We start from the raw sequence: 13904 nt of genomic DNA, 5'->3' as shown, positions 1-13904 counted from the left end.
AATAATTTCTCCTTTTCACCGTCGGCATCAGCAATCAAGCGGGTTGCGCTTGAGCGGATCGATACCGAACTTGGTGATGGCATCCGCTACGACCTGACGCTCGATAGCGCCACGATCGGCCAGGGCTTGCAGAGCAGCCAGGGCGACCCAGTGGCGATCCACTTCGAAGAAGTGACGCAGTTTTTTGCGCGAGTCGCTGCGGCCGAAACCGTCAGTGCCCAGCACTTGGTATTCCTTGGATGGAACCCACTGGCGAACCTGGTCGGCGAACAGCTTCATGTAGTCGGTAGAGGCAATGACCGGGCCTTCACGTCCTTCCAGACACTGCTGGATATAGGCCTTGCGGGGCTCCTCCAGCGGATGCAGGCGGTTCCAGTGATCAACTGCCAGGCCATCACGGCGCAGCTCGTTGAAGCTGGTGACGCTCCAGATGTCTGCACCGATACCCATTTCGCGCAGTAGGGCTTTTGCTTCGCGAACCTCACGCAGGATGGTGCCCGAGCCCAGAAGCTGAACGCGATGCTTGAAATCGCCGGTTTCTTCTTCCAGGAGATACATACCCTTGATGATGCCTTCCTCGGCACCTTCAGGCAGCGCGGGCTGCTGGTAGTTCTCGTTCATGACCGTGATGTAGAAGAACACGTTCTTCTGCTCTTCGGTCATCTGGCGAATGCCTTCGCGAATGATGACCGCCAGCTCGTAGGCATAGGTGGGGTCGTACGTGCGGCAGTTCGGAATGGTTGCTGCCAGGATATGGCTGTGACCGTCTTCGTGCTGCAGACCTTCACCGTTCAGCGTAGTACGACCGGCAGTACCACCAATCAGGAAGCCACGCACCTGGCTATCACCAGCGGCCCAGGCCAAATCGCCGATACGCTGGAAGCCGAACATCGAATAGTAGATGTAGAACGGCAGCATCGGCTGGTTGTAAGTGCTGTAGGACGTACCGGCTGCAATGAAGGAGCTCATGGCGCCTGCTTCGTTGATGCCTTCCTCGAGGATCTGGCCTTTCTTGTCCTCGCGGTAGAACATCACCTGATCCTTGTCGACAGGCTCGTAGAGCTGACCGACGGAGGAGTAAATGCCAAGCTGACGGAACATGCCTTCCATACCAAAGGTACGGGCTTCGTCCGGGATGATCGGGACGATGCGGCTGCCCAGATCCTTGTCCTTGACCAGCTGGGACAGGATGCGTACGAAGGCCATGGTGGTGGAGATCTCGCGATCGCCAGAGCCGTCCAGGATAGCTTTCAGCGTATCCAGCGGTGGTGTCGGAATGCTGATGCTGGTAGTACGACGCTGCGGTACCGAGCCGCCCAGCGCTTCGCGACGCTTGCGCAGGTACTTCATTTCCGGGCTGTCTTCGGCAGGACGGAAGAAGGGCAGGTCGGCCAGCTGATCATCGTTCAGCGGAATGTCGAAGCGGTCGCGGAATTTCTTCAGGCTCTCCACATCGATCTTCTTGGTGTTGTGGGCGATGTTCTTCGCTTCACCCGCACCGGTGCCATAACCCTTGATGGTCTTGGCAAGAATGACCGTCGGCTGACCCTTGTGGTTGACCGCCTGATGGTAGGCTGCATACACCTTGTACGGATCATGACCGCCGCGGTTGAGCTTCCAGATGTCCTCATCGGACATGTCCTCAACCATCTTCAGCAGCTCAGGGTTGGCGCCGAAGAAGTGCTTACGAACGAACGCGCCGTCCTTAGCCTTGTAGTTCTGGTATTCACCGTCGATGGCTTCATCCATGCGCTGCTGCATGAGGCCGTTTTCGTCACGGGCGAACAGGGGATCCCAGAGGCGACCCCAGATAACCTTGTTCACGTTCCACTGGGCGCCGCGGAAGACGCCTTCCAGTTCCTGGATGATCTTCGCGTTACCACGAACCGGACCGTCCAGACGCTGCAGGTTGCAGTTGATCACGAAGATCAGGTTGTCCAGCTTTTCACGACCTGCCAGAGAGATGGCGCCCAGGGTCTCTGGCTCGTCAGTCTCGCCGTCACCGATAAAGCACCAGACCTTCTGCTTGCCGGCCGGGATGAAGCCGCGGTCTTCCAGGTACTTCATGAAGCGTGCCTGATAGATCGCTGTGATCGGACCCAGGCCCATGGATACGGTCGGGAACTGCCAGAAATCGGGCATCAGGTGCGGGTGCGGATAGCTCGATAGACCGTTGCCATCTACTTCCTGGCGGAAGTTGTTCATCTGGTCCTCGGTCAGGCGGCCCTCAAGGAAGGCACGTGCGTAAACGCCAGGAGAAGCGTGGCCCTGGTAATACACCAGGTCGCCGCCATGCTCTTCGGTTGGCGCTTTGAAGAAGTAGTTAAAACCAATGTCGTATAGCGTAGCGGACGAAGCAAAGGTAGAAATGTGGCCGCCAAGGTCCGGGTCGCGGAGGTTGGTACGAACCACCATGGCCAACGCATTCCAGCGTACCAGCGAGCGAATCCGCCGCTCCATGAAGAGGTCGCCCGGCATCTGGACTTCTTTGGTAACCGGGATCGTGTTGCGATACGGGGTGGTGATCGCGTAGGGAAGCTGTGTACCTGTCCGAGTGGCCAGCTCACCCATACGGGTCAGCAGATAATGAGCTCGGTCTTCACCTTCGCAGTCTAGTACGGACTCCAGGGCGTCCAGCCATTCCTGGGTTTCGACGGGATCAAGGTCTTGCATGGCTTGCTCCAGGGCGGAAAGGCTTCCAGAATCGGTTGCCTCGGTATCGCCGCCATCCTCTTGGGGGCAGCGTGAATTCTTGGATTATGACCGGGTGGTTCCCGGCCGGCGTGTAGTTTTACTACAAAACGGCGGTCGTTTCAGCTGCTCAGGTCAATGTCCGTTATAAAACAACGACAAATTGTCGTGCGGTTTGACCTTCTCCTCAGCCGTTGACTCCACAGGATAGACCATGAGCCTGCCTTCTCTCACTGCTATTCCTGATTCACTTGCCGAACCTGTAAGATGTGCGCAGGCACGCCTCATGGAGGCATTGAACGCACAGCCTGAACGTTTGCAATATTTTTCAGCATGGCCGCCAGCGCGGCGCAGCGACCTGTCACGGGTGATAGCGGCCAGCGAGTTTGTCGCTGAGCAGATTCAGCGCGATCCGGCATTAATGCTGGATCTGGCAGACGAGGGCCTATTCGAGCGATCGCTGCCAGCCGGCACTATTCACCAACAACTGACCGACTGTCTAGCCGGATGTTCGGATGAAAACCAACTCGGACAGCGCTTACGCCGCTTTCGGCTGCGGCACCAGGTTCGCATTATCTGGCGCGATCTGACACGTCAGGCCGACCTGCTCGAGACGTGCCGTGACCTGACCGAACTGGCCGATGCCTGTATCGATGAGGCCTACCAATGGCTGTACAAGGACCAATGCCGTCAATCCGGGGTCCCGACGGGGCATCGGACTGGAGAGCCGCAGCATATGGTTATCTTGGGGATGGGCAAGCTGGGAGCGGGCGAGCTTAACCTTTCGTCCGATATCGATCTCATTTTTGCCTACCCCGAGGGTGGCGAGACAGTAGGGGCGCGTCGTGCACTGGACAATCAACAGTTCTTCATTCGCCTAGGCCAACGGCTTATCAAGGCCCTTGATACGATTACCGTAGATGGCTTTGTCTTCAGGGTTGATATGCGCTTGCGTCCCTATGGCTCGTCAGGCGCGCTGGCGCTGAGCTTTTCGGCCATGGAGCAGTATTACCAGGACCAGGGTCGGGACTGGGAACGTTACGCCATGATCAAGGCGCGCGTTGTGGGAGGCGATCAGCAGGCCGGAGCGCAGCTGCTCAGCATGTTGCGCCCCTTCGTCTACCGGCGTTACCTGGACTTCTCGGCGATTGAAGCGCTGCGCAACATGAAGCAACTGATCCAGCAGGAGGTCAGGCGCCGTGGGATGGATGACAACATCAAGCTGGGCGCAGGCGGCATTCGAGAGGTGGAATTTATTGCACAGGCCTATCAGCTGATTCATGGCGGACGGGAGCTAAGCCTGCAGCAGCGCCCATTGCTGGTAATCCTGAGCGTACTGAAGGATCTGGGCTATCTTCCCGCCGAGGCAGCCGAGGAGATGCGAGAGGCATACTGCTTTCTCCGCTACGTGGAACATGCGCTACAGGCGATTGGAGACCGACAAACACAGAAATTGCCTGACAGCGAGCTGGATCGTGAGCGGGTAGCTTTCATGATGGGCTTCGATAGCTGGACTGCTTTTTTAAGCCGGCTGACCCATTGGCGCACCCGTATCAACTGGCATTTTCAGCAGGTTATTGCTGACCCGGACGAGGGAGCGGACAGTCAGTCAGAAATTGGGCAGGAGTGGCTACCCCTCTGGGAAGGCAGCCTTGAGGATGCAGCAGCTATCCAGCAGTTGAAGGAAGCAGGCTTGAGCAGTCCCGAGTCAGCTTGGTCACGGTTGTGTGCGCTACGAAGCAGCACTCAGGTTCGGACCATGCAGAGAATGGGGCGAGAACGGTTGGATGCCTTTATGCCTCGGCTGTTGACTCAGATTGTTTCTCATGACGACCCCGACCAGGCCCTGGATCGCGTTCTACCATTGATCGAAGCCGTCGCCAGACGCTCGGCATACTTAGTGCTGCTCACCGAAAACCCCGGAGCACTGGAGCGTCTGCTCCAGCTCTGTAGTGCAAGTGTGTGGATTGCAGAGCAAATCACACGTTTCCCCGCCTTGCTGGATGAGTTGCTTAACGAGGGCCGCTTATATCGCCCACCTCAAAAGCCTGAGCTGGTCGCCGAGCTGAGGGAGCGGATGGCGCGCATCCCTGAGGATGATCTGGAGCAGCAGATGGAAATGCTCCGGCATTTCAAGCGCGCCCATGGACTGCGAGTGGCTGCGTCCGAAATTGCAGGTACGCTGGCCTTGATGAAGGTCAGCGATTACTTGACCTGGATGGCAGAGGCGATTCTTGATCAGGTGCTTGAGCTGGCCTGGCGACAGATGGTTCAGCGCCATGGCCGTCCGCAACGTGCCGATGGGTCGCCATGTGATCCGGACTTCGTGATCGTAGGCTACGGCAAGGTGGGCGGTATTGAGTTAGGGCACGGTTCCGACCTTGATCTTGTTTTCATTCACGATGGTGATCCGTTAGCCGAGACGGATGGCGGCAAGCCTATCGATGGTGCTCAGTTCTACACGCGTCTCGGACAGCGCATCATCCACTTCCTGACCACATCGACTACCGCCGGAACGCTGTATGAGGTCGATATGCGCCTAAGGCCTTCCGGGGCTGCCGGGCTTCTGGTCAGCACAATCAAGGCATTCGAGCACTACCAGCAGAGCGAGGCCTGGACCTGGGAGCACCAGGCATTGGTGCGGGCGCGGGTGCTGGCCGGCTGCCCCGTCGTCACGGCACGCTTCGAGGCTGTACGGGCTGCTGTCCTGAGCCGGCGTCGCGATGAGGCTACACTGCGTCGTGAGGTCGGCGAGATGCGGATGAAGATGCGGGAAAACCTGGGAACCAAGGCTACCTCCGGGGGATCGTCGCCGATTGCCTTCGAGGCGGGCAGGGCATTTGACCTCAAGCAGGATACAGGCGGTATCGTCGATATTGAATTTATGGTGCAATATGCGGTTCTTGTCTGGTCCTGGCAGCATCCTGATCTGCTGCGCTTCACCGACAATATCCGCATTCTGGAAGAACTGGAGCGGGCTGGATTGATCTCGAGTCCAGATGTCCATCTGTTGCAAGAGGCTTACAAAGCCTACCGTGCTGCCGCACACCGCCAGGCTCTGCAGAAGCAGGCAGGCGTAGTGGACGGCAGCCTCTTCCATGACGAGCGACACGGCGTCATGCGGATCTGGAAGTCGCTTGCGCTCGACCCACTCGCTGCGCAGCAGTACGAATCGAATTCTTGAGGAGCTGCAAATTATGTCGATGTCCGATCGTGACGGTGTGATCTGGTATGACGGTGAAATGGTGCCGTGGCGCGATGCGACCACCCATGTTCTGACCCATACGCTGCATTATGGAATGGGTGTGTTCGAAGGCGTTCGCGCTTACAACACCCCTCAGGGTACAGCAATCTTCCGTCTACAGGCGCACACGGATCGTCTGTTCGACTCCGCCCACATCATGGGCATGAAGATGCCTTTCACCAAAGACGAGATTAACGAAGCGCACCGCGCGGTGATTCGTGATAACAACCTTGAAAGCGCCTATCTGCGTCCGATGGTGTTCTACGGATCGGAAGGCATGGGACTGCGTGCGACCGGTCTGAAGGTGCATGTGATCGTGGCCGCCTGGCACTGGGGCGCCTACATGGGGGAGGAGGCGCTGGAACAGGGCATCAAGGTACGTACCAGCTCCTATACCCGTCACCACGTGAACATCTCCATGACCCGTGCAAAGGCCAACGGACACTACATCAACTCGATGCTGGCACTGCAGGAAGCCATTTCCGGCGGTGCAGACGAGGCCCTGCTGCTGGATCCGGAAGGTTATGTGGCTGAAGGCTCCGGTGAGAATATCTTCATCATCAAGGACAATGTCATCTACACGCCTGAAGTAACGGCGTGCCTCAACGGCATCACCCGTAACACCGTGCTGACACTGGCCAAGGAGCATGGCTACGCGTTGGTTGAAAAGCGTATTACGCGTGACGAAGTCTATATTGCGGATGAAGCATTCTTTACTGGTACTGCCGCTGAAGTGACCCCCATCCGTGAAGTCGATGGACGCACCATCGGCGCCGGCCGCCGTGGTCCGGTGACCGAAACGCTGCAAAAGGCCTACTTCGATCTGGTTACCGGCAAGACTGATAGCCATGCCGAGTGGCGTACTGCAGTGAAATAAGCCGCACGTACAAGGCTCATGGTAGATACTATGAGCCTTGTACGTTGTAGCGTGAGCCTATGAGAATTCTGATAATCGGTCCTTCCTGGGTCGGCGACATGGTGATGGCGCAGACGCTGTTCAAGAGTCTGCAGGCGCTTCATCCCGGTTGTGCCATTGATGTGCTGGCGCCTGATTGGAGCCGTCCTCTGCTTGAGCGGATGCCCGAAGTACGCTCGGCGCTGAGTTTTCCGCTTGGGCATGGTGCTTTTGAGCTGGCAACGCGTCGGCGTATCGGTCGTAGTCTGCGCGGTCAGTACGATCAGGCCATTCTGCTGCCAAATTCGCTCAAGTCGGCCTTGGTTCCCTATTTTGCGGGCATTCCCAAGCGCACCGGCTGGCGCGGCGAGATGCGTTTCGGCCTGCTCAATGACATACGAACACTCGATAAGGCGCGCTACCCGCTGATGATTGAGCGCTTTATCGCACTGGCCTATCCGCCTGGGGCTGAGTTGCCCAAGCCTTATCCACGTCCCCAACTGCGAATCGAGTCTGCCAGCCGCGACGCGGTACTTGGCAAGTTTGGCCTGGAGCTGGACAGGCCGGTGTTGGCGTTATGTCCAGGTGCCGAGTTTGGTGAATCCAAGCGCTGGCCAGCGGCTCACTACGCTGAGGTGGCCAATGTAAAGATCAGGGCAGGGTGGCAGGTCTGGCTGTTCGGCTCGCAAAAGGATAATGCGGGCTGCGAGGAAATCCGCGAGCGTTTGATTCCAGGCCTGCGCGAAGAGGTCACGAACCTGGCGGGTCAGACGGCACTGGCCGAGGCTATCGACCTTATGTCCTGCGCGTCGGCAGTAGTCAGCAACGATTCTGGCCTCATGCATGTCGCCGCCGCACTGGATCGCCCGTTGGTTGCGGTCTATGGATCGACGTCCCCAGGCTTTACGCCACCTCTGGCCGAAGAGGTTGAGGTCGTACGGTTGGGTATTGAGTGCAGCCCGTGTTTTGATCGGACCTGTCGATTCGGACACTACAACTGCATGCGTCTTCTGGAGCCTGCTGCCGTGCTGCGTGCACTGGATCAACTGGTTGCTGATCCGGTCGAGGTGGAATAAGTGCGGGTGCTTTTGATCAAGACATCGTCATTGGGCGATGTGATTCATACGTTGCCAGCCCTGACGGATGCCAGTCGTGCGTTTCCGGGAATCCGCTTCGACTGGGTTGTTGAAGAAGGCTTTGCCGAGATTCCATCCTGGCACCCAGCGGTGTCTCAAGTCATTCCTGTAGCGATTCGCCGGTGGCGTAAAAACCTCTTCAAGACGCTGAAAAGCGGAGAGTGGTCGCGCTTCAAGGAGCGTCTGCGAGATACTCACTATGATGTAGTGATCGATGCCCAGGGGCTTCTGAAAAGTGCATGGTTGACTCGGTACGTCAAAGCGCCGGTAGTGGGGCTTTCGCGCGAGTCGATCCGCGAGCCGCTCGCAAGCCGGTTTTATGACCGAACCTGCCAGGTTGCTTGGGGGCAGCATGCCGTCGAACGACTCAGGCAACTGTTTGCCCAGGCTCTGAGTTATCCCTTGCCGGAGTCCACTGGGGATTATGGGCTGGATCGCACACGTCTTGCCGAGCCCCAGGCAAGCGGACCTTATGTATTGTTTCTCCATGGAACGACCTGGGCGACCAAGCATTGGCCGGAGCGCTATTGGCGTGAGCTGGCTGAAGCGGCCCGGCAGCTTGGGGTGCTGGTGCGCTTACCATGGGGCAATGACGCCGAGCGAGAAAGAGCAGAGCGTATCGCTTCAGGACTTGAACATGTGTCGGTTCTCCCCAAGATGTCATTGGCTGGGGTGTCCCGCGTACTGGCTGGCGCCAGCGCCTGCGTGGCAGTTGATACAGGCCTGGGGCATCTGGCGGCTGCGCTGGATGTGCCGACACTGTCATTGTTCGGGCCGACCGATGCCAGACTGACAGGTGCCTATGGCCGTTCCCAGGTACATCTCACCAGCGATTGGGTCTGTGCGCCCTGTCTGCAGAAGCAGTGTACCTACGCTCCCTCTGAGGAGGACCGGAGACTGTTTGATGTTTCCCAAGAGCAGCCCTTGTGCTTCTCGCGTGTCAATCCGGCACGGGTTTTCGCCTCACTGGAAGCGATGCTGTCCAGCAAAGGACAGCGTTTGTGCTGAGTTATCATGGTTCGACAGGTTTGAACGTCATCACCTGCTACGGTGATCCGCTATTTTTTATGGGCATATGCTGATGCGTCTGGCTTTTGTTCTCTACAAGTACTTTCCCTTTGGGGGGCTACAGCGTGACTTCATGCGTATTGCCCTGGAGTGCCAGCGTCGTGGTCACTCTATTCGTGTCTATACGCTGATCTGGGAAGGCCCAGTACCTGAAGGATTCGACGTGCGCGTTGGATCAGCCAAAGCGTTGTTCAATCACAAGCGCAACGAAAAGTTTACGGCCTGGTTCCAGCGCGATCTGGCCAATGATCCAGTGGATCGCATCATTGGCTTCAACAAGATGCCCGGTTTGGACGTGTATTACGCGGCCGATCCCTGCTTTGAAGAAAAGGCGCAGACACTGCGTAACCCGCTGTACCGCAAGTGGAGCCGCTATCGTCATTTTGCCGAGTACGAGCGGGCCGTCTTTGCGCCTGAGTCCAAGACCCAAGTCCTGATGATCTCAGAGGTCCAGCAGCCGTTCTTTGTCAAACACTATGGGACGCCGGCCGGGCGTTTTCATCTGCTTCCGCCTGGTATCGCAGCAGACCGCCGCGCACCGGCCAATGCTGAAGCGATACGCCATGAGTTTCGGCAGGAGTTCGGTCTGGATGAGGCATCACTGCTGGTTGTGCAGATCGGCTCGGGCTTTAAGACCAAGGGGCTGGATCGCTCTCTGCGAGCAGTCGCTTCGCTTCCCAAAGCACTCAAGAAGCGGGTGCGCCTGATTGTTATCGGGCAGGACGATCCCAAGCCGTTTCTGTTGCAGACCAAGGCGCTGGGCATTTCCGATCAAGTGGATATTCTCAAGGGACGGAGCGATATCCCGCGTTTTCTTCTTGGGGCGGATCTGTTGATTCACCCAGCGTATAACGAGAACACGGGAACGGTACTGCTGGAGGCTTTGGTGGCCGGTTTGCCTGTGCTGGTAACCGATGTCTGTGGCTATGCTCATTACATCACGGACGCCAACTGCGGCCGGGTAGTGCCTAGCCCATTTGAGCAGGAGCAGCTCAATACTCTGTTGGCCGACATGCTCAGCGATGATTCGCAGCGCACTGCATGGTCCCGTAATGCCCTCGCTTATGCCGAGACTGCCGATCTGTACAGCATGCCCGAGCGGGCGGCTGATGTCATTCTGGAGCCGCGCTTGTGAAGCTTGTGCTTGAAGAGCCTTTCCGCTCCCTGTGGGTGGGGCGCGATGCCTTTGAATCGGTAGAAGCGCTTCAGGGAGAAGTTTTTCGGGAGTTGGAAGGGCGACGTACCCTGCGTACTGAAGTCAATGGCAAGGGGTATTTCGTCAAAATCCATCGAGGGATTGGATGGGGTGAAATTGCCAAAAACTTGTTGCAGTTGAAACAGCCGGTACTGGGTGCGGGGCAGGAGTGGCAGGCTTTGCAGCGCCTGCATGAGGCTGGTGTGCCTACCATGAACGCCGTGGCTTTTGGTGAGCGAGGCAGTAACCCGGCCGAGCAGCACTCTTTCATTATCACGGAGGAGTTGGCACCTACCATCAGCCTGGAAGACTACACGCTGGCTTGGCCCGTTCAGCGTCCCAAGGCGAGTACCAAATGGGCCCTGATCGATGAGGTGGCCAGGATGACAGGCACGATGCACCGTGCAGGGGTCAACCATCGAGACTGCTACATCTGTCACTTTCTATTGCATACCGATCGGCCCGTTGAGCCGGGTACATTGAGGCTGTCACTTATCGACCTGCATCGCGCTCATACGCGAGACCAGGTGCCTAGACGCTGGCGCGACAAGGACCTGGCTGGTCTGTATTTCTCTGCACTGGGTATCGGGCTGACTCAGCGGGATTTCCTGAGGTTTCTTCGTGTGTATTTTCAGCGGCCATTGCGGCAGATTCTGCGAGAAGAGGCCGCGCTCCTGCAGCGATTGCAGCGCAAGGCCGAACGGCTCTACGAACGCAAGCAGCGTTACGGAGACAGGCTCTGATGGCCCAGTGGCGTATTGATCCCTCTGTGGAGCATATAGCGGAGTTTGCCAGTCTTGAGCGGGTATTCACCTTGCAAGGCGAGCATTTGACCAATGACCCTCTGTCTGAAGTAATACGTGTCACTTATGAGGGGATTCGTTATTACGTCAAGCGCTATACCGGAGCAGGAAAGGGCCTGCGCCGGTATATGGGACGTCCACGCGTCAAGTCTGAATGGCAAAATCTCAAACGCTTTGACAAGTGGGGCATTCCGACAGCGCCTGTTGTGGCCTGGGGACTTGAGCGCTCGGGCGGGCAGTTTACCCGCGGCGCCATGATAACCCGTGAAATTCCCCAGACCGATGACCTGGCTGTCATGGCCCACCACGATGATCCGCGCTTGAGTGATCCGGCCTGGGTCGATCAGTTGAGCCTGCAGTTGGCACGCGCTACCCGCACCATGCATGACCATCACTTCGCTCATAATGATTTGAAGTGGCGCAATCTGCTGGTTGATCAAGCCGGTACGCTGTACCTCATCGATTGTCCGGCAGGAGCCTTCTGGTTTGGTTCCTGGCTCAGGCGACGCATCATCAAGGATTTGGCCTGCCTGGATAAGGTCGCCAAATACAAGCTTTCACGTACGCAGCGGCTGCGATTCTACTTGCGTTACAAGGGGCGGCAGCGGCTAAGAGACTCCGACAAGGAGCGAATCGTACATGTATTGAATTATTTCAAGGGGCGCGAATGAGCGATTTCCTGTCTGCCAAAGATGCGGCCATACTAGAGCGGCACGGGCTCTCAACGTTCGAAGCGCTCTGGTCGCTTCAGTTGGAGGCGGTCGACGAGCCTAACGCCAGGCGTGGCGGCTGGAGCACCGTCTACCGGCTCGATCTCGACGAGGCGTCCTATTTCCTCAAACGTCAAAGCAATTACCTGACGCATGACCTGCTTCACCCCCTGGGAGAGCCCACCTTTGCTCGGGAATTTCGTAACATTCAGCGTTACAGCACGCTCGGTATTCCGGCACTGGAAGCTTCGTTCTTTGGCGAGCGCAAGGTAGGGAACGAACGCCAGGCCATTCTGCTGACGCGAGCATTGGATGGATGGCGGGATCTGGATAGCTGGCTGGCCGAATGGCCCGAGCTACCCGAGCGGACACGCCATACGCTCTTGGCGGCTATAGGCGTACTTGCCAGAACCCTGCATGCAGCGGGGCGTATTCATGGCTGTTTTTATCCCAAGCACATCTTCCTTCAGGAGCAGGAAAGCGGGTTTCTAACGCGCCTGATTGACCTTGAAAAAACACGCCTGTTGCTATTAGGGCGTAAGGACCGAGTTAAGGATCTGGAGCCGCTATTAAGGCGCGCACCGGTCTGGAGCGAGGCGGAAGTCCGGCTGTTCCTGGCGGCTTATCTACAGATGGCGCCTGATAGCCGTGAAGTCGATACCTGGTTACGCAGGCTCAACGTGCGTCGTCGCAGCAAGGAAGCGCGACCATGAAACTGAATGAGCTAGCCCGGTCTGGACGAGCCCCAGCGCTGCCTGTTCAGATTGAATTGCCTGAGGGCTCGCTGACGCTGGTATCACTCCTGCGTGTGTTACCTGGACAACGCTATGTAGGTGAGGCTCGGTGGCAGGGCCGTTCGGTGCTGGCCAAGCTGTTTGTAGGCGCTCGCTCGGAGCGACACTATACGCGTGAGCGTGAGGGTTGCCGTTTACTGATCGACAACCAGCTGACAACGCCGGCTGTTGTGGCTGAAGGCTTCGAGGCCGACAAGGGCGGCTGGTTGCTGTTTGAGTTTCTGGAGAACGCAGTGAGCCTGGATGCCTTGTGGCGAAGGGTCGATCAGGAACCTCCTCTTTCTGATAGTCAGCAGGACGTCTTGGGGATGTCGCTGGCTGCCATTGGTGAGTTACATGCCAAGGGTCTCTGGCAGGACGACCTGCATCTGGACAACCTGCTTCAACAGGATGGGAACATCTACGTTATAGATGGGGCTGACATCCATGCCGAGTCCCAGGGAAAGCCACTTTCTCAAAAGCAGGTTATGCAAAACCTAGGCGTCTTTTTCGGACAGCTGCCTGCCCGGTTTGACGCCTATATCGAAGAGTTGCTGGTGCATTACCTGCTGGTGAATGGCGAGCATGCCCTGAGACCGGAAGCGATCCAGCAGGAAGCTGTCCGTATTCGCACGTGGCGCCTAAAAGACTTTCTGGAAAAAACCGGACGAGATTGCAGCCTGTTCAAAGTGAGCCGATCCAGTGAAGGCATCCAGGCCATGCGCCGGGACAGCGAGGCGGTGGTGGAACCGCTGTTGGCCGATCCAGACCGTTTCATTGCCCAGGGACACCGCTACAAGGATGGCGGCGCCGCCACGGTGGCGCGTGTGGAGCATGCTGGAAATACCTATATTCTGAAGCGCTACAATATCAAGGGCTTTGGGCACTGGTTAACGCGCTTTTGGCGGCCCAGCCGCGCCTGGCATAGCTGGATCCAGGGGAATCGCCTGCGCTTTCTAGGCATCGACACGCCTAAACCCTTGGGCGTAATGGAAAAGCGCTGGCTAGGTTTGCGCCGGCGTGCCTACCTGATTACCGATTATGCATCAGGGCAGGATATACTGGCGCGCTTTGAGCCGTACCGGGATAGCGCCCCACCTGAGCAAGACTTGGCCGCGCTGGATGTTCTGTTTGAAGGACTGGTTCGCGAGCGAATCAGTCACGGTGATTTAAAAGGGAATAATGTGCTCTGGAATGGCGATCACTGGTCATTGATCGACCTGGATGCCATGACTCAGCACACTAGCCAACAGCAATTCGAGAAAGCCTTTGCACGAGACCGTGAGCGCTTTCTGCGAAACTGGCCCAAGAACAGTGCCCTGTACCGGCTGCTTGATGAACGCATTCCATCCCTGCCTGGGCGCGGGGATGATTACTCTAGAGGTTGAA

Annotated in this window: 10 protein-coding genes; 9 read left to right on the top strand and 1 reads right to left on the bottom strand. The window is 57.5% G+C overall.

Going from position 1 to position 13904, the window contains the following annotated elements; translation table 11 throughout:
* Positions 1–27 precede the first annotated feature (27 nt).
* On the bottom strand, positions 28–2673 hold the full coding sequence (gene aceE / locus JQR86_RS15915; RefSeq protein ID WP_434153876.1) for a pyruvate dehydrogenase (acetyl-transferring), homodimeric type: 2646 nt from the start codon (positions 2671–2673) through the stop codon (positions 28–30).
* 232 nt (positions 2674–2905) lie between these two features.
* On the opposite strand from aceE, the gene glnE reads away from it, so the two are divergent.
* The 9 genes from glnE to JQR86_RS15870 all read left to right on the top strand — a co-directional run bounded on the left by glnE (position 2906) and on the right by JQR86_RS15870 (position 13903).
* Entirely contained in the window at positions 2906–5875 is a 2970-nt protein-coding gene (glnE, locus tag JQR86_RS15910; protein WP_434153875.1) for a bifunctional [glutamate--ammonia ligase]-adenylyl-L-tyrosine phosphorylase/[glutamate--ammonia-ligase] adenylyltransferase, read from the top strand.
* 13 nt (positions 5876–5888) lie between these two features.
* A complete protein-coding gene (locus JQR86_RS15905) occupies positions 5889–6812 on the top strand; it encodes a branched-chain amino acid transaminase (RefSeq protein WP_010797051.1) in 924 nt (307 codons plus the stop codon).
* Positions 6813–6871: 59 nt separating this feature from the next.
* A complete protein-coding gene (waaF, locus tag JQR86_RS15900) occupies positions 6872–7906 on the top strand; it encodes a lipopolysaccharide heptosyltransferase II (protein WP_312270534.1) in 1035 nt (344 codons plus the stop codon).
* The gene (waaC, locus tag JQR86_RS15895; RefSeq protein ID WP_434153874.1) at positions 7907–8974 is read left to right on the top strand and encodes a lipopolysaccharide heptosyltransferase I; all 1068 of its coding nucleotides are present in this window, start codon (positions 7907–7909) and stop codon (positions 8972–8974) included.
* A 73-nt stretch (positions 8975–9047) separates the two neighbouring features.
* Positions 9048–10169 (top strand): glycosyltransferase family 4 protein, encoded by a 1122-nt coding sequence (locus tag JQR86_RS15890; protein WP_434153873.1) that lies wholly within the window; start codon positions 9048–9050, stop codon positions 10167–10169.
* Positions 10166–10972 carry a lipopolysaccharide core heptose(I) kinase RfaP gene (gene rfaP, locus JQR86_RS15885; RefSeq protein WP_434153872.1) on the top strand — a complete coding sequence of 269 codons (807 nt, stop codon included), beginning with the start codon at positions 10166–10168 and terminating at the stop codon, positions 10970–10972. The genes JQR86_RS15890 and rfaP overlap by 4 nt, the downstream gene beginning before the upstream one ends.
* Positions 10972–11703: a lipopolysaccharide kinase InaA family protein gene (locus JQR86_RS15880; protein ID WP_286788320.1), complete on the top strand. Its 732-nt coding sequence runs from the start codon at positions 10972–10974 to the stop codon at positions 11701–11703. Before rfaP ends, JQR86_RS15880 begins: the two co-directional genes overlap by 1 nt.
* The gene (locus tag JQR86_RS15875; protein ID WP_434153871.1) at positions 11700–12455 is read left to right on the top strand and encodes a lipopolysaccharide kinase InaA family protein; all 756 of its coding nucleotides are present in this window, start codon (positions 11700–11702) and stop codon (positions 12453–12455) included. The genes JQR86_RS15880 and JQR86_RS15875 overlap by 4 nt, the downstream gene beginning before the upstream one ends.
* Complete coding sequence (locus tag JQR86_RS15870) at positions 12452–13903, top strand: lipopolysaccharide kinase InaA family protein (protein ID WP_434153870.1); 1452 nt, start codon at positions 12452–12454, stop codon at positions 13901–13903. Before JQR86_RS15875 ends, JQR86_RS15870 begins: the two co-directional genes overlap by 4 nt.
* Position 13904: the final 1 nt, after the last annotated feature.

Source organism: Pseudomonas sp. JZ134, from assembly GCF_051027695.1.
GTDB classification, from domain to species: Bacteria; Pseudomonadota; Gammaproteobacteria; order Pseudomonadales; family Pseudomonadaceae; genus Chryseomonas; species Chryseomonas luteola.
The sequence above is the reverse complement of the archived record's forward strand: the minus strand, read 5'-3'. Positions and strand labels throughout refer to the sequence as shown.